This is a genomic window from Citrobacter sp. UYEF32 (genome assembly GCF_040546205.1).
Classification (GTDB): Bacteria; Pseudomonadota; Gammaproteobacteria; order Enterobacterales; family Enterobacteriaceae; genus Phytobacter; species Phytobacter diazotrophicus.
In genome coordinates this window covers 582350-599268 of the sequence record NZ_JBEPNI010000003.1, presented here as the reverse complement: position 1 = coordinate 599268, position 16919 = coordinate 582350, and the positions used below count along the sequence as shown (strand labels likewise).

Genomic DNA, 16919 nt, shown 5'->3' with positions numbered 1-16919 from the left:
AAGTGCTCAGGAACTTACTGAGATAAGTGACCGGGCCGCGCAAACGTCACCAACGCATAGGCAAGTTGAAGTATGACGGTTATAGTTATTGCTTCTCTTTTTTTACCGGGTAGTCCATGACCATTCAGAACGTAATCTGTGATATTGACGGCGTGTTGATGCACGATAATGTCGCCGTGCCGGGCGCAGCGGAGTTTATTCATCGAATCCTGGAAAAAGGGATGCCGCTGGTGCTGCTCACCAACTATCCTTCCCAGACGGGGCAGGATTTGGCTAACCGCTTTGCCTCTGCCGGTATAGATGCACCAGCCAGTGTCTTTTATACCTCTGCGATGGCGACGGCTGACTTCCTTAAACGTCAGGAAGGGAAAAAAGCTTACGTAGTCGGTGAAGGCGCATTGATTCACGAACTCTATAAAGCCGGGTTTACCATTACGGATATCAACCCGGATTTCGTTATCGTGGGCGAAACGCGTTCCTACAACTGGGAAATGATGCATAAGGCGGCCTTTTTCGTCGCCAACGGTGCGCGCTTTATTGCCACCAACCCGGACACCCACGGACGCGGTTACTACCCTGGCTGCGGCGCGCTGTGCGCCGGTATTGAAAAAATCTCCGGCCGCGAGCCTTTCTACGTCGGCAAGCCGAGTCCGTGGATTATCCGCGCCGCGCTCAATACTATGCAGGCGCATTCAGAGCAGACGGTGATTGTCGGCGACAATTTGCGTACCGACATTCTTGCGGGCTTCCAGGCGGGTCTGGAGACTATCCTGGTACTCTCTGGCGTATCAACGCTGGATGATATCGACAGCATGCCGTTCCGTCCTTCATGGATTTACCCTTCGGTTGCTGAAATCGACATTTTTTAAACGAAACCACGTCCCCGGACGTGGTTTTTCATTTTCCGCACCAATAAAAAACAGACCGTTTAATAAAATGCGCTGAAAATTGAGAATTCATCAATAGCTCAGCTCAATTCATGTTCTTTTTTCAGCATTCGGCAATCGCCATTGCGCTTTTTACTTTCCAGGCTGTAAAACGCTTGCGCGCGTCACACCTTTGCGGCATTTTCTTAAACAAGCAATAAGACAACGCGATGACGCGGCGTCTGCACTCACACAACACTGCATTGCCTTAAAGTAACGGAGAAGTCTATGTGTTCTATTTTTGGCGTACTGGATATTAAAACCGACGCGGTTGAGCTGCGTAAAAAAGCGCTCGAATTATCCCGCCTGATGCGCCACCGCGGCCCGGACTGGTCTGGCGTTTATGCCAGCGATAAAGCGATTCTTGCCCATGAGCGTCTGTCAATTGTTGACGTCAATGCAGGTGCCCAGCCGCTGTACAACGAGAAAAAAACACATGCGCTGGCCGTTAACGGCGAAATCTACAACCACCAGGCTCTGCGTGCGGAATATGGCGATCGCTACCAGTTCCAGACCGGTTCTGACTGTGAAGTTATCCTCGCGCTGTATCAGGAAAAAGGCCCAGAATTCCTCGACGATCTGCAAGGTATGTTCGCTTTCGCCCTGTATGACAGCGAAAAAGACGCTTATCTGATTGGTCGTGACCACATCGGCATTATCCCGCTGTATATGGGCCATGATGAGCACGGTAACTTTTATGTTGCTTCCGAAATGAAAGCGCTGGTCCCTGTGTGCCGTACCATCAAAGAGTTCCCGGCGGGTAGCTACCTGTGGAGCAAAGACGGTGAAATCCGTTCTTACTATCAGCGTGACTGGTTCGACTATGACGCAGTGAAAGATAACGTCACTGACAAAAACGAACTGCGTCAGGCGCTTGAAGAATCTGTGAAAAGTCACCTGATGTCAGATGTACCGTATGGCGTTCTGCTCTCGGGCGGTCTGGACTCTTCTGTCATTTCCGCTATTACCAAAAAATTCGCCGCACGCCGTGTGGAAGATCAGGAACGCTCTGAGGCCTGGTGGCCGCAGTTGCACTCCTTTGCTGTGGGCCTGAAAGGGGCTCCGGACCTGAAAGCTGCGCAGGAAGTGGCAAACCATCTGGGTACGGTTCACCACGAAATCCACTTTACCGTGCAGGAAGGTCTGGACGCGATTCGCGACGTGATTTATCACATCGAAACCTACGATGTGACCACCATTCGCGCCTCTACGCCGATGTATCTGATGTCCCGTAAAATCAAAGCGATGGGCATCAAGATGGTACTGTCTGGCGAAGGTTCTGACGAAGTGTTCGGCGGCTACCTCTATTTCCATAAAGCGCCGAATGCCAAAGAGTTGCATGAAGAGACCGTACGTAAGCTGCAGGCGCTGCATATGTTCGACTGCGCGCGTGCTAACAAAGCGATGTCCGCCTGGGGCGTAGAAGCGCGTGTGCCGTTCCTGGATAAGAAATTCCTCGATGTAGCGATGCGCATCAACCCGCAGGATAAAATGTGCGGCAACGGCAAAATGGAAAAACACGTCCTGCGCGAATGTTTCGAATCCTATCTGCCGGCGAGCGTTGCATGGCGTCAGAAAGAGCAGTTCTCTGACGGCGTAGGTTACAGTTGGATCGATACACTCAAAGAAGTAGCGGCACAGCAGGTTAGCGATCAGCAACTGGCGACAGCCAGCTACCGTTTCCCGTACAACACGCCGAGCTCGAAAGAAGCGTATCTGTACCGTGAAATCTTTGAAGAGCTGTTCCCGGTACCCAGCGCCGCTGAATGTGTTCCTGGCGGCCCGTCTGTGGCTTGCTCCTCTGCAAAAGCAATCGAGTGGGATGAATCATTCAAATCCATGAACGATCCATCAGGTCGTGCGGTTGGCGTACACCAGTCCGCTTACAAATAAGCGATTGTTATCGTCAAAGGCCCTGCGGGGCCTTTTTTTTATTTCTGCATATGTTTTGCTATACAAAAACGATAAATAACCAATAATTGCCGAATTATGCGTCACGCTGTTCGCAACCTAACCAAACAGTCACATTCCGGCAATTTTCGATGAAAAAGGTATTGACGCTGTCAGGCCCAATACGCATAATGCGCCCCGCAACGCCGATAAGGTAACGCGAAAAAAAGATGGCTACTTAGCTCAGCTGGTTAGAGCACAGCACTCATAATGCTGGGGTCACAGGTTCGATTCCCGTAGTAGCCACCATCTTTTTTTGCGGGAGTGGCGAAATTGGTAGACGCACCAGATTTAGGTTCTGGCGCCGCAAGGTGTGCGAGTTCAAGTCTCGCCTCCCGCACCATTCACCAATAAGCGTTGCACGGATGGGGTATCGCCAAGCGGTAAGGCACCGGTTTTTGATACCGGCATTCCCTGGTTCGAATCCAGGTACCCCAGCCATATTTTTGATGTTTGCGGTTCACCGCGACGGTATTGGGGTATCGCCAAGCGGTAAGGCACCGGTTTTTGATACCGGCATTCCCTGGTTCGAATCCAGGTACCCCAGCCAGTCGGTGACTGGTTTGCAGTAAAATTTGGCTACTTAGCTCAGCTGGTTAGAGCACAGCACTCATAATGCTGGGGTCACAGGTTCGATTCCCGTAGTAGCCACCATATTCAAAGGCTGATGTTCATAAAAACATTAACCTGAGTAAAAAATTGTTGGGGTATCGCCAAGCGGTAAGGCAGTGGATTCTGATTCCACCATTCCGAGGTTCGAATCCTCGTACCCCAGCCAATTTCAAAAAGTCGTTTGCTTTCGGGTAGACGCAAAGGTTGAAGTTTTATCGTTAACGCGTAAAATTTCACGCCTATTGGGGTATCGCCAAGCGGTAAGGCAGCGGATTCTGATTCCGCCATCCGAGGTTCGAATCCTTGTACCCCAGCCACATAAAAAAGCAAAAAGCTCGCTTCGGCGGGCTTTTTGCTTTTCTCCCCCACGGCTTTTATCAATTCTGAAAAATTGCCTGCGGCCTTCATTCATAGTCCAAAACAGATAAGCTATTGTCAAATAAAGACTTATCAAGGCGCAGTTCTATGAACTACCAACTTTGCTGGTATGCATTCCTCAAACCTCTGACATTTTTTACGGCACTGCTTATCTCCTCATCCGTCTTTGTGGGTGTGAGTGCCGGGGCAGTCTATCTTCTCCTTTTTGGCATAGGCTACCCGGTTGCGCTATGTATGAGGATACACATCCTGAGCGGCAACAACAGGCTTAGGCTAAGAGCGCGCGTTTCTGAGTGGATTGTTTATCTTCCTGGCATTCCGGTACAGGAGACACGCCACAACCTGGAAGAAATCGCCTTTAAGAGCCCTGAGGCTTTGCACCGATTCTATTTACGCTCACTGATCTGTAAGCTCATTCTGCATGCGCTGATTTTTTACGTTCTGTATCTCGACAGTGCCTACAACGATTACACCGGGGGGACATTGCTGGTCATCTTCCTGATATTCGCCATCCTGGTTAAAACCGCTTATTCCACGATAGCCTCTTTGGTTACCGTTTTTACCCGCCGGTATGAGGTGCGATTACAATCAGCAGACTCACCCTGGTATGAAGCCGCTTTTAAGGGCAAACCAGGGCTTAGTATTCTGATAACGGTCAAATGATAGCTTTACAGTCCTAACGCATATTTCAACGCCTGGCGTTTGAGTACCCCAGCCCGTTCCGCCGCCATCAAACCGATATTACGCAGCACGCGTACCGGGCCCAGATCGTTACTGAACCCGGCATGGAACAAGTCCATGCCACTTTGCATAATAAAATTATCCGCCATACGGCGTGTCTGATAGCGTTTGAGCACCGAAAGGCTTGCCCAGTCTTCACCGTGGCTGCGCGCCCTTGTCAGCACGTCTAAAAGGCAGTCTACATCGCGATAGCCGAGGTTTACCCCCTGCCCCGCCAGCGGATGGATGGTATGCGCTGCATCCCCCACCAGCGCGAGCCCTGGGCGTACATATTGCAGTGCGTGGCGGCGCGCGAGCGGGAACGCTCCAGCAGCGACGGGCATAACATGCCCCAGGCGGGATGGAAAATGTGCCGCGATCTCTTTCTGTAACTGCACCATATTTAACGATTGCAACTGCCGAATACGGGCAGGTGTGTCGTACCAGACCAGCGATGCCCAGTAGTCAAATAACGGCAGGAAAGCATGCGGACCGTTGGGGGTAAAGTGCTGCCAGGTACTCTCACCGGGCGCGCGCTCACACTCTACGGTGATCAGCATGCAGGATTGCTGATATTGCCAGGCGTGAATGCCAATACCGGCACACTGGCGCACCCGGGAGTTCCCCCCATCAGCACCAATCACCAGCTTCGCCGAAAGCGTTTCGCCATCTTCAAATGTCAGCTCGTGATACTCATCGTTCTGTCGCATCGTACTGAGCGCCGCAGGTACGCGCAGCGTTACCAGTGGATGGCGTTCCAGCGCTTCCCACAGCGCGCGCTGCAAGACATTGTTTTCGACCATATAGCCAAGCAACGGCAGTTTTAACTCACGCGCGTCGAAGACGACATGCGCGTTTTCCCACTCCCAGGTCTCCAGCCGCTCCCATGGGTGACAACGCATCGCCTGAACCGCATCCCAGACGCCCAGCGTCTGGAGCAGCGTTACGGAGGAGGCGCTAATCGCCGAAATACGCACATCCGGTTGTGCCGTCGCGTCAAAGGCAGGCGGCGCATGTTGTTCAATGACCGTGACACTAAAACCCTGCTGCGCTAAACCCAACGCCAGCGCCCCGCCGACCATTCCGCCGCCGACAACCGCGACCTCAGTAGATTGATTTATCATGGCCCATTATCCTTAAACGAGAATCTCCTAAGTTTACCGGATTTTTTACATCTTGAGTCTGACAAGCGTCATACTGGTCAGCACGCGACCAAAGCATTACAATACGCGCCCTGCATTGGGCCATTAAACAAAGCATGAGCAAGTCGATGACAAAAAAACTCCACATCAAAACCTGGGGCTGTCAGATGAACGAGTACGATTCATCGAAGATGGCCGATCTGCTGGATGCCACTCACGGGTATCAACTCACCGAAGTGGCCGAAGAAGCAGATGTGCTGCTGCTTAATACCTGCTCAATCCGCGAGAAGGCGCAAGAGAAAGTCTTCCACCAGTTGGGGCGCTGGAAATTATTAAAGGAAAAAAATCCAGACCTGATCATTGGTGTCGGCGGTTGCGTCGCATCTCAGGAAGGCGACCATATTCGCCAGCGTGCCCACTATGTTGACATTATTTTTGGACCGCAAACGCTGCACCGTCTGCCGGAAATGATCAACTCCGTGCGCGGCAATCGCAGCCCGGTGGTAGATATCAGCTTCCCGGAAATCGAAAAATTCGACCGCCTGCCGGAACCGAAAGCCGAAGGTCCGACCGCCTTTGTCTCCATCATGGAAGGCTGCAATAAGTACTGCACTTACTGTGTCGTGCCCTACACCCGTGGCGAAGAGGTGAGCCGTCCGTGTGACGATATCCTGTTTGAAATCGCGCAACTGGCGGCACAAGGCGTACGTGAAGTTAACCTGCTGGGCCAAAACGTCAACGCCTGGCGCGGTGAGAATTACGACGGAAGCACCGGTTCCTTCGCCGATCTGCTGCGTCTGGTGGCGGCGATTGACGGTATTGACCGTATTCGTTTTACCACCAGCCACCCGATCGAATTCACCGACGATATTATTGATGTCTACCGCGATACGCCGGAGCTGGTGAGTTTCCTGCATCTGCCGGTACAAAGTGGTTCTGACCGCGTACTGAACCTGATGGGCCGTACCCATACCGCGCTGGAATACAAAGCGATCATCCGCAAACTGCGTGCCGCACGTCCGGACATTCAGATCAGCTCTGACTTTATTGTTGGCTTCCCTGGCGAAACGACCCAGGACTTCGAGCAGACCATGAAGCTGATTGCCGATGTGAATTTCGATATGAGTTACAGCTTTATTTTCTCCGCCCGTCCGGGAACGCCTGCGGCCGATATGGTAGATGACGTACCGGAAGAGGATAAAAAGCAGCGCCTGTATATTCTGCAGGAACGTATCAACCAGCAGGCAATGGCCTGGAGCCGCCGGATGATCGGCACGACTCAGCGCATCCTGGTGGAAGGAACGTCCCGTAAGAGCATCATGGAGCTGTCAGGCCGTACCGAAAATAACCGCGTGGTGAACTTCGAAGGCAGACCGGAGATGATTGGGAAATTCGTTGACGTGGAAATCACCGACGTCTGGACAAATTCCCTGCGCGGTAAAGTGGTGCGTACCGAAGACGAAATGGGCCTGCGCATAGCGCAGTCGCCAGAATCGGTCATCGCCCGTACCCGTAAAGAGAATGATATCGGCGTTGGTCTCTACCAACCTTAATCTTCACGGTTCTGGCTGCTCAACGTTGCAGAAAGACAGCAGGCAAGTGCCCGGTCGCAGAGATGATGATGCGACCGGAGCGCGTGCAAAACCACGAATCTGCGGCTGAGTATGACTGAGCAGCCCTTGCATTTCCCCTTCCCGCCCTTATATCCATCGCAATGCTTGCGCCTTTATTCCATGGCGTGAATAATTCTCTATAAGGCTGACGGCCTCAGGCTGTGTTAGCCAGGCTCCATTCGGCACTATCTGAATAAGAGGAACAGTTTGAACATAGATACCCGTGAAATTACCCTGACACCCGCTGACAATGCTCGCCTGCTGAGCCTGTGCGGACCGTTTGATGACAATATCAAACAGTTGGAACGGCGACTGGGCATCGAGATTAACCGTCGCGATAATCACTTCAAACTCACCGGACGTACCCTTTGCGTGAACGCTGCTGCAGATATTTTGCTCAGCCTCTATGTCGATACGGCCCCCATGCGTGGGCAAACTCAGGATATCGAACCGGAACAGATCCATCTGGCTATCAAAGAAGCCCGCGTGCTTGAACAGAGCGCGGAGAGCGTGCCGGAGTATGGAAAAGCGGTCAATATCAAAACTAAACGCGGCGTGATTAAACCCCGTACGCCAAATCAGGCGCAGTACATCGCCAATATTCTTGATCATGACATCACTTTTGGCGTGGGGCCGGCGGGTACAGGTAAAACGTATCTGGCGGTTGCCGCGGCGGTGGATGCGCTGGAACGTCAGGACGTTCGCCGTATTCTGCTGACCCGTCCAGCCGTGGAAGCCGGGGAAAAACTGGGCTTCCTGCCGGGTGATTTAAGCCAGAAAGTGGACCCCTATCTGCGACCGCTCTACGACGCGCTGTTCGAGATGCTCGGCTTTGAGAAAGTTGAGAAGCTGATTGAGCGTAATGTCATTGAAGTTGCGCCGCTGGCCTATATGCGTGGTCGCACGCTGAATGACGCTTTTATCATTCTTGATGAAAGCCAGAACACCACCATCGAACAGATGAAGATGTTCCTGACCCGTATTGGCTTTAACTCCAAAGCGGTCATCACCGGTGACGTGACGCAGATTGACCTGCCACGCAATGTTAAATCCGGCTTGCGCCACGCCATTGAAGTACTGGCGGAAGTCGAAGAAATCAGTTTTAACTTTTTCCATAGCGAAGACGTTGTCCGTCATCCTGTTGTCGCACGCATCGTGAATGCTTACGAAGCCTGGGAAGAGGCGGATCAAAAACGCCGGGCGGAACAGGCAGCCGAGCGCAAACGCGAAGCCCAGGAGCAGGAGCAAAAATGAGTCAGGTGATCCTCGATTTACAGCTGGCATGTGAAGAGACCGGCGGTTTGCCGGAAGAAGCACAGTTTCAGCGCTGGCTGGACGCGGTCATTCCGCAATTCCAGGAAGAAGCGGAAGTCACCATCCGTCTGGTGGATGAGGCGGAAAGTCATGAGTTAAACCTGACTTACCGTGGGAAAGACAAGCCGACAAATGTGCTCTCTTTCCCGTTTGAAGCGCCGCCGGGCATCGAAATGCCGCTGCTGGGCGATCTGATCATTTGCCGCCAGGTGGTTGAGCAGGAAGCCAAAGAACAGGATAAACCACTTGATGCGCACTGGGCGCATATGGTGATTCACGGTAGCCTGCATCTGCTGGGCTACGACCATATTGAAGATGACGAAGCCGAAGAGATGGAAGGACTCGAAACAGAGATAATGCTTGCTCTGGGGTATGAGGATCCGTACATTTCCGAGAAGGAGTAGTCTGTGCGGCAACCCATTGCCGTGCTGACAGAAAATGCTGCCAGGCGCTGAGTTTGCGCGTCCTGGCGACAGAACCACTAACATGAGAACCCAAACGACGCCATGAGCGACGACAATTCACACAGTAGCGACATTAACAACAAGAAGGGATTCTTCTCCCTTTTACTCAGCCAACTTTTTCACGGCGAACCCAAAAACCGTGATGAGTTACTGGAGCTGATCCGTGATTCCGGGCAGAACGAGCTTATCGATCAGGATACGCGCGAAATGCTCGAAGGGGTAATGGACATCGCCGACCAGCGCGTTCGCGACATCATGATCCCCCGCTCGCAAATGATTACCCTGAAACGCAACCAAAGCCTTGATGAATGTCTCGACGTTATCATTGAGTCTGCACACTCGCGTTTTCCGGTGATCAGCGAAGATAAGGATCACATTGAAGGGATTTTGATGGCCAAAGACTTGCTGCCGTTTATGCGCAGCGATGCCGAAGCCTTCAGCATGGAAAAAGTGTTACGTCAGGCCGTGGTGGTGCCGGAAAGCAAACGGGTTGACCGGATGCTTAAAGAGTTTCGCTCCCAGCGTTACCACATGGCTATTGTGATTGACGAGTTCGGCGGCGTCTCGGGCCTTGTCACTATCGAAGATATTCTCGAACTTATCGTCGGCGAAATCGAAGACGAATATGACGACGAAGAAGATATCGATTTCCGCCAGCTCAGCCGCCATACCTGGACCGTGCGCGCCCTTGCGTCTATCGAAGATTTCAACGAAACCTTCGGCACCCACTTTAGCGATGACGAAGTCGATACTATTGGTGGTCTGGTTATGCAGGCCTTCGGGCATCTGCCTGCGCGTGGGGAATCCATTGATATTGATGGTTACCAATTTAAAGTCGCCATGGCGGACAGTCGACGTATTATTCAGGTTCATGTAAGAATGCCGGACGATTCCCCCGTTCCGAAATTGGATGAGTAATGTAAATGGCATTTGCCCCACTGTTTGAACGCCAGCGCGTACGTTTGCTGCTGGCGCTACTCTTCGGAGCCAGCGGAACGCTGGCTTTTTCTCCTTATGATATCTGGCCTGCCGCAATTGTTTCCCTGATGGGTTTGCAAGCGCTCACGCTTAACCGACGTCCGGCGCAAGCCGCCTGGGTAGGTTATTTCTGGGGACTCGGTCTGTTTGGCTCCGGTATTCACTGGGTTTATGTCAGCATCGCACAATTCGGTGGGATGCCCGGGCCGGTAAACGTATTTCTGGTCGTTCTGCTTGCCGCCTACCTTTCGCTCTATACCGGGCTGTTCGCAGGCGTGCTTTCCCGGTTGTGGCCCAAAACAACCTGGCTGCGCGTCGCGGTAGCAGCGCCGGTCATCTGGCAACTGAGTGAGTTTTTGCGCGGCTGGGTGCTGACGGGCTTTCCCTGGCTACAGTTTGGCTACAGCCAGATTGACGGGCCACTGAAAGGGCTGGCGCCGATATTAGGCGTTGATGCCATTACCTTCCTGTTGATGTCAGTAAGCGGTTTACTGGTCCTCGCGGCGGCGACACGCTGCTGGCGTCCTTTCATCGTGGCGCTGGTGCTCTTTGCTCTGCCCTTCCCGCTGCGCTATATCCAGTGGTATCAGTTGCTGCCGGAAAGAACGACGCAGGTATCGCTGGTACAAGGCAATATCCCGCAGGCGCTCAAGTGGGATGAAGGTCAGTTGCTGGATACGCTGAAAATCTACCTCAATGCCAGCCAGCCGGAATTGGGCAAATCACAGCTCATCATCTGGCCGGAATCTGCCATTTCTGATCTCGAAATCAACCAACAGCGCTTCCTGGGCATGATGGATGATTTGATGCGCAAGAATGACAGTTCGCTTATCACCGGAATTGTGGACGCGCGTCTTAATCAGCAGAACCGTTACGACACCTACAACACCGTCATCACTCTTGGAAAAGACAGCGCCTATAGCTACAGCTCTACCGACCGCTATAACAAAAATCACCTGGTACCTTTTGGTGAGTTTGTCCCGCTGGAATCTATCCTGCGCCCGTTGGCTCCGTTTTTTGATCTACCCATGTCATCATTCAGTCGCGGGCCATACATTCAGCCTCCGCTGTCTGCCCACGGTTATAAGCTGACGCCGGCCATCTGCTACGAAATTATCCTCGGTGAGCAGGTGCGAGATAATTTCCGCCCGGATACTGATTTCCTGCTGACCATCTCGAATGATGCCTGGTTTGGTAAATCGATCGGCCCGTGGCAACACTTCCAGATGGCGCGGATGCGCTCGCTGGAACTGGCGCGTCCGTTGCTGCGCAGCACGAATAACGGCATTACGGCAGTGATTGGGCCAACCGGTGAGATCCAGGCGATGCTCCCGCAGTTCACCCGGCAGGTCCTGACCACCAAAGTCGCTCCGACCTCCGGCCTGACCCCTTATGCCCGCATGGGTAACTGGCCTCTGTGGGTTCTGACCGCGCTCCTCGGTTTTGGCGCGCTGATCATGAGCCTGCGGCAACGCCGCAAGTAATTACCCCTTCCGCGCCCTCTTTCTGACCAGAGAGGGCGCTTTCACCCTCTTTTCCTCAAATGCCATTTCTGGCACATCAATTGCAAAATAAATCCATGTAACGGCGATTTTCCCCGATGTGCGGATAGCACGCACTATGACGGATCGCATACAGCACTAAAGTGGTGCAATGGGAGATTTTTGCCTTCAAACGGTGCGGTACACTTCGCAAAAACAAACAATACCGCAGCAAAATCTTTACATTAAGCCAAACTAAATGCTAACAAACGCATACAACACTGCACGCATTTGCAGCAGGATATAACAAACACAACACTCACAATGGGTATCAATGCGTCTCTGGCGCGACGATAAAGGAGTTGGATATGCAATTACGTAAACTGGCCACAGCAATGCTGGTTATGGGAATGTCTGCGGGTCTGGCGCATGCCGCCGATGAGGCGAAACCTGCCGACGCGGCAGCCGCCCCGGCTGAGGCGCAACAGCCTACGCTGGAAAAAATTGCCAAAAACGGCGTTATCGTGGTCGGACACCGTGAATCTTCCGTACCGTTCTCCTATTACGACAACGAGCAAAAAGTTGTGGGTTACTCTCAGGACTACTCCAACGCTATCGTTGAAGCTGTGAAGAAAAAGCTCAACAAGCCTGACCTGCAAGTTAAATTGATTCCAATCACCTCACAAAACCGTATTCCGCTGCTGCAAAACGGCACTTTTGATTTCGAATGCGGTTCGACCACCAACAATCTGGAACGTCAGAAGCAGGCCGCATTCTCTGACACTATTTTTGTGGTCGGTACTCGTCTTCTGGTCAAAAAAGGCGGCGACATTAAAGACTTCCCGGATCTGAAAGGCAAAGCGGTGGTTGTGACCTCCGGTACAACGTCTGAGATCCTGCTGCACAAGCTGAATGACGAACAGAAAATGGACATGCGCATTATCAGCGCCAAAGACCATGGCGACTCTTTCCGTACTCTGGAAAGCGGTCGTGCAGTGGCCTTTATGATGGATGACGCCCTGCTGGCGGGTGAACGTGCGAAAGCGAAGAAAGCGGATAACTGGGATATCGTGGGCAAACCGCAATCACAGGAAGCTTACGGCTGCATGCTGCGTAAAGGCGATACTGAGTTCAAAAAGCTGATGGATGACACCATCGCTAAGGCGCAGACCTCCGGTGAAGCGGAAAAATGGTTTGATAAATGGTTCAAAAACCCTATTCCGCCAAAAAACCTGAACCTCAATTTCGCACTCTCTGACGAGATGAAAGCACTGTTCAAAGAACCGAATGATAAGGCTCTGAACTAATTAACAAAAAGAATACACACATTTACTGATGCTGTATCCGGGCTGCGATTGAACGGATCCCCAAAGGCCCCCCAATATTATGGTCGGGGTAGGTCAAAGCAGCCCGTACAAAGCGGCATCGTGGATGAAGTGTAGTCAGGGGCGGGATAACCAGCCCTCTCGATTGTTGAAGTAGCACGGACAGACTATACGTTGAATGGTCGTTCCCCATTCGACGCGAACACAAGCTCTTCGCACAATCTTCGAGGGTAGCGCTGCTACCCTTTTTTTTCCGGAGTAGATTTATGTCCATAGACTGGAACTGGGGAATTTTCCTGCAACAAGCCCCGTTCGGCAACACAACCTATCTCGGCTGGCTGTGGAGCGGTTTTCAGGTCACGATCGCGCTGTCGATCACTGCCTGGATCATCGCGTTCCTGGTAGGCTCTCTGTTTGGTATTCTGCGAACCGTTCCCAATCGTATCCTGTCCGGTATCGGTACTTGCTACGTGGAGCTGTTCCGTAACGTCCCGCTGATCGTGCAATTCTTTACCTGGTATCTGGTGGTACCGGAACTGCTGCCGGAAAACATTGGCATGTGGTTCAAATCCGAACTGGATCCCAACATTCAGTTCTTTGTCTCTTCGATGGTCTGCCTTGGCTTGTTCACCGCGGCACGCGTCTGCGAGCAGGTCCGTGCGGCGATTCAGTCGTTACCACGCGGGCAGAAAAACGCGGGTCTCGCCATGGGGCTGACGCTGCCGCAAACGTACCGCTATGTCCTGCTGCCGAATGCCTATCGCGTCATCGTCCCACCGATGACCTCGGAGATGATGAACCTCGTAAAAAACTCGGCCATCGCATCCACTATCGGGCTGGTGGATATGGCAGCACAGGCCGGTAAACTGCTGGATTATTCCGCACACGCCTGGGAGTCTTTCACCGCGATTACCGTCGCGTATGTATTAATTAACGCCTTCATTATGTTGGTGATGAATCTGGTAGAACGCAAAATTCGCCTGCCGGGCAATATGGGGGGCAAATAATGTACGAATTTGACTGGAGTTCAATCATCCCGTCCATCCCTTATCTGCTGGCGGGACTGGTGATTACCTTAAAAATTACCGTGACGGCCATTATCGTTGGGATTGTCTGGGGGACGTTGCTGGCGGTAATGCGCCTGTCCAGCTTTGCCCCCATCGCCTGGTTTGCGAAGGCCTATGTGAATGTCTTCCGCTCCATTCCACTGGTTATGGTGCTGCTGTGGTTCTATCTGATTGTGCCGGGACTGCTGCAAAACGTGCTGGGCCTGTCGCCAAAATCGGATATCCGCCTGATATCAGCAATGGTGGCATTCTCAATGTTCGAGGCCGCCTACTATTCTGAGATCATCCGTGCCGGTATACAGAGTATCTCTCGCGGGCAGTCAAGTGCAGCGCTGGCGCTGGGCATGACCCACTGGCAGTCGATGAAATTGATCATTCTGCCGCAGGCATTCCGGGCGATGGTCCCACTGCTTCTGACCCAAGGGATTGTCCTGTTCCAGGATACCTCGCTGGTCTACGTATTAAGCCTCGCGGACTTCTTCCGTACCGCCTCCACCATTGGCGAACGCGACGGGACGCAAGTTGAAATGATCCTGTTCGCCGGTGCCGTCTATTTTGCTATTAGCTTGAGTGCATCGTTGTTGGTCAGCTATTTGAAGAAAAGGACAGTTTAATGATTACCCTGAAAAATGTTTCTAAATGGTATGGTCACTTTCAGGTGCTGACCGACTGCTCCACGGAAGTGAAAAAAGGCGAAGTGGTGGTCGTTTGCGGTCCATCCGGTTCAGGCAAATCGACCCTGATCAAAACGGTGAACGGCCTTGAGCCCGTGCAGAAAGGGGAAATTATCGTCAACGGCACCACCGTGAACGATAAAAAAACCAACCTGGCCAAACTACGTTCTCATGTCGGGATGGTGTTCCAGCATTTCGAACTGTTCCCGCATCTATCGATCATTGAGAACCTGACGCTGGCACAGGTCAAAGTGCTTAAACGCGATAAAACCGCTGCGCGCGAGAAAGGACTGAAACTGTTAGAGCGCGTTGGCTTGTCTGCCCATGCCAACAAATTTCCGGCGCAGCTTTCCGGTGGTCAGCAGCAGCGCGTGGCGATTGCCCGCGCGCTGTGTATGGATCCGGTCGCGATGCTGTTTGATGAACCGACATCAGCCCTTGACCCGGAAATGATCAACGAGGTGCTGGACGTTATGGTTGAACTGGCCAATGAGGGGATGACCATGATGGTGGTCACTCATGAAATGGGTTTTGCCCGCAAGGTGGCGCACCGGGTTATCTTTATGGATGAAGGGAAAATCGTTGAAGATTCAGCGAAAGAAGAGTTCTTCGCCAATCCGAAATCTGAACGCGCGAAAGACTTCCTCGCCAAAATCCTGCATTAATCGTTCCGACGCGCATTCACCAGAATGCGCGTCTCATCACGCTTTACTGTTTCACTTCTCGTCTGATTTACAGCAACGTTTTAACCTTGTCGCACAGTAATGCTAACAAGGAGTTGCTATGGTTCAGCCCATCATTCTTGATTGCGATCCTGGTCATGATGACGCAATCGCAATTGTTCTTGCTCTCGCCTCACCCGAACTCGACGTAAAAGCCATCACCTCCTCTGCGGGAAACCAGACACCGGAGAAGACTCTGCGTAATGTGCTGCGCATGCTCACCCTGCTCAATCGTAGCGATATCCCGGTGGCGGGTGGCGCCATTAAGCCCCTGATGCGTGAGCTTATTATCGCGGACAATGTGCATGGCGAAAGCGGTCTGGACGGCCCGGCCCTGCCGGAGCCCTCTTTTGCACCCCAGTCGTGTACCGCCGTAGAACTGATGGCGACCGTGCTACGTGACAGCCCTGTTCCGGTCACTATTGTCTCCACCGGCCCCCAAACCAACGTAGCCTTGCTGCTAAACAGTCATCCGGAGCTGTACAGCAAAATTAATCGTATTGTGATCATGGGTGGCGCGATGTCGCTTGGGAACTGGACCCCTGCGGCGGAATTTAATATCTATGTCGACCCGGAAGCCGCCGAAATTGTCTTCCAGTCGGGCATTCCAGTGGTGATGGCAGGTCTGGATGTGACACATCGGGCGCAAATCCATGCGGATGACATTGCGCGTTTTCGTGCCATCGGCAACCCTATTTCTACCATTGTGGCCGAACTGCTCGACTTTTTTATGGAGTACCACAAACAGGAAAAATGGGGATTTGTTGGCGCGCCATTGCATGACCCCTGTACTATCGCCTGGCTGCTGAAACCGGACCTCTTCACCACCGTAGAACGCTGGGTGGGGGTAGAAACGCAGGGCAAATATACCCAGGGGATGACGGTGGTGGATTACTACTTCCTGACAGGAAATAAACCGAATGCCACCGTGATGGTCGATGTCGACCGTGAAGGGTTTGTGGATTTACTGGCAGAACGTCTGACATTCTACAGTGCGGCCTGATGCGCTCCCCCCAACCCTCTCCGACCTGGAGAGGGTGCAAACATTAAAACGTTGTGCATTTACTTAGGGCTCAAAGGGCCTTCTCTGGAACTGGTCATGTCCGCATTTCGGACACAGCGGCAGCACATCCGGCGTATAAATAGCTAGATGGAAGTGACATTTCTCGCACACCAGGTTGCCAAGCCCCACGACTTCGCCGCTGTGGTAAACCCCGTGATGATTAAGGTCCTGAAAAACTTCGCGCCACTCCAGTTGCGTTTTATCGGTGATATCCGCCAGTTCCTGCCATAAGCTCTCTTTGATAACCCGCATAAACACGCTATCGGTGACATCGTCCTGGCTTTCCTCATAACTGCGAGCGAACTCTTCCAGATCGCGGCGCACCGCGCGCGTTAACTCTTCGATTTCAGTACGCGTTAGCTCCCCGGTCTGGCTTACTCGTTGACGCGCCTGGGCTACCAGCGCATCAACATCCCTTTCGCCATTGCGTAGCCGCTCGGTCAATGATGCAACCAGTTCGCGGTAATATTGAGCAACCTTGTTCATTGTT

The 16919-nt window shown here is 52.6% G+C and carries 15 protein-coding genes and 7 tRNA genes; 20 read left to right on the top strand and 2 right to left on the bottom strand.

The window, feature by feature from the left end; genetic code table 11:
• The first annotated feature begins 116 nt into the window (after positions 1-116).
• From ABIB59_RS11130 to ABIB59_RS11085, 10 genes are all read left to right on the top strand, one after another.
• Positions 117-869: an HAD-IIA family hydrolase gene (locus ABIB59_RS11130; protein ID WP_071193860.1), complete on the top strand. Its 753-nt coding sequence runs from the start codon at positions 117-119 to the stop codon at positions 867-869.
• A 285-nt stretch (positions 870-1154) separates the two neighbouring features.
• A complete protein-coding gene (gene asnB, locus ABIB59_RS11125; RefSeq protein WP_041852112.1) occupies positions 1155-2819 on the top strand; it encodes an asparagine synthase B in 1665 nt (554 codons plus the stop codon).
• 229 nt (positions 2820-3048) lie between these two features.
• Positions 3049-3125 (top strand) — tRNA-Met (locus tag ABIB59_RS11120).
• Between the two features lie 9 nt (positions 3126-3134).
• A tRNA-Leu gene (locus ABIB59_RS11115) sits at positions 3135-3219 on the top strand.
• A 23-nt stretch (positions 3220-3242) separates the two neighbouring features.
• Positions 3243-3317 (top strand) — tRNA-Gln (locus ABIB59_RS11110).
• Between the two features lie 34 nt (positions 3318-3351).
• A tRNA-Gln gene (locus tag ABIB59_RS11105) sits at positions 3352-3426 on the top strand.
• Between the two features lie 27 nt (positions 3427-3453).
• Positions 3454-3530: transfer RNA gene (locus tag ABIB59_RS11100), tRNA-Met, on the top strand.
• Positions 3531-3579: 49 nt separating this feature from the next.
• A tRNA-Gln gene (locus tag ABIB59_RS11095) sits at positions 3580-3654 on the top strand.
• A gap of 77 nt (positions 3655-3731) precedes the next feature.
• Positions 3732-3805: transfer RNA gene (locus ABIB59_RS11090), tRNA-Gln, on the top strand.
• Between the two features lie 148 nt (positions 3806-3953).
• Positions 3954-4529: a hypothetical protein gene (locus tag ABIB59_RS11085; RefSeq protein ID WP_354035420.1), complete on the top strand. Its 576-nt coding sequence runs from the start codon at positions 3954-3956 to the stop codon at positions 4527-4529.
• A 5-nt stretch (positions 4530-4534) separates the two neighbouring features.
• Here the strand turns inward: ABIB59_RS11085 and ubiF are convergent, their stop codons facing one another.
• Entirely contained in the window at positions 4535-5710 is a 1176-nt protein-coding gene (gene ubiF / locus ABIB59_RS11080; RefSeq protein ID WP_041852117.1) for a 3-demethoxyubiquinol 3-hydroxylase, read from the bottom strand.
• Positions 5711-5856: 146 nt separating this feature from the next.
• Between ubiF and miaB the strand changes: the two genes are divergently transcribed.
• From miaB to rihA, 10 genes are all read left to right on the top strand, one after another.
• Positions 5857-7281, top strand: coding sequence for a tRNA (N6-isopentenyl adenosine(37)-C2)-methylthiotransferase MiaB (miaB, locus tag ABIB59_RS11075; protein ID WP_041852118.1), 1425 nt, complete (start codon positions 5857-5859; stop codon positions 7279-7281).
• Between the two features lie 267 nt (positions 7282-7548).
• Positions 7549-8595 carry a PhoH family protein gene (locus ABIB59_RS11070; RefSeq protein WP_041852119.1) on the top strand — a complete coding sequence of 349 codons (1047 nt, stop codon included), beginning with the start codon at positions 7549-7551 and terminating at the stop codon, positions 8593-8595.
• Positions 8592-9059 carry an rRNA maturation RNase YbeY gene (gene ybeY / locus ABIB59_RS11065; RefSeq protein ID WP_041852120.1) on the top strand — a complete coding sequence of 156 codons (468 nt, stop codon included), beginning with the start codon at positions 8592-8594 and terminating at the stop codon, positions 9057-9059. Before ABIB59_RS11070 ends, ybeY begins: the two co-directional genes overlap by 4 nt.
• Before the next feature lie 102 nt (positions 9060-9161).
• Positions 9162-10037: a CNNM family magnesium/cobalt transport protein CorC gene (gene corC / locus ABIB59_RS11060; protein WP_041852121.1), complete on the top strand. Its 876-nt coding sequence runs from the start codon at positions 9162-9164 to the stop codon at positions 10035-10037.
• Positions 10038-10042: 5 nt separating this feature from the next.
• On the top strand, positions 10043-11581 hold the full coding sequence (lnt, locus tag ABIB59_RS11055) for an apolipoprotein N-acyltransferase (RefSeq protein WP_079498376.1): 1539 nt from the start codon (positions 10043-10045) through the stop codon (positions 11579-11581).
• 365 nt (positions 11582-11946) lie between these two features.
• The gene (locus tag ABIB59_RS11050; protein WP_071193864.1) at positions 11947-12885 is read left to right on the top strand and encodes an amino acid ABC transporter substrate-binding protein; all 939 of its coding nucleotides are present in this window, start codon (positions 11947-11949) and stop codon (positions 12883-12885) included.
• Positions 12886-13169: 284 nt separating this feature from the next.
• Complete coding sequence (locus ABIB59_RS11045) at positions 13170-13910, top strand: amino acid ABC transporter permease (protein WP_041852124.1); 741 nt, start codon at positions 13170-13172, stop codon at positions 13908-13910.
• Complete coding sequence (gene gltK, locus ABIB59_RS11040) at positions 13910-14584, top strand: glutamate/aspartate ABC transporter permease GltK (protein WP_041852125.1); 675 nt, start codon at positions 13910-13912, stop codon at positions 14582-14584. Before ABIB59_RS11045 ends, gltK begins: the two co-directional genes overlap by 1 nt.
• Positions 14584-15309 (top strand): amino acid ABC transporter ATP-binding protein, encoded by a 726-nt coding sequence (locus ABIB59_RS11035; RefSeq protein ID WP_041852126.1) that lies wholly within the window; start codon positions 14584-14586, stop codon positions 15307-15309. The genes gltK and ABIB59_RS11035 overlap by 1 nt, the downstream gene beginning before the upstream one ends.
• Before the next feature lie 118 nt (positions 15310-15427).
• Positions 15428-16369 carry a pyrimidine-specific ribonucleoside hydrolase RihA gene (rihA, locus tag ABIB59_RS11030; RefSeq protein WP_169039706.1) on the top strand — a complete coding sequence of 314 codons (942 nt, stop codon included), beginning with the start codon at positions 15428-15430 and terminating at the stop codon, positions 16367-16369.
• Positions 16370-16432: 63 nt separating this feature from the next.
• Here rihA and ABIB59_RS11025 read toward each other — a convergent pair whose 3' ends face one another.
• Positions 16433-16915, bottom strand: a complete 483-nt coding sequence (locus ABIB59_RS11025) for a zinc ribbon-containing protein (RefSeq protein ID WP_041852128.1) — start codon at positions 16913-16915, stop codon at positions 16433-16435.
• Positions 16916-16919 lie beyond the last annotated feature (4 nt).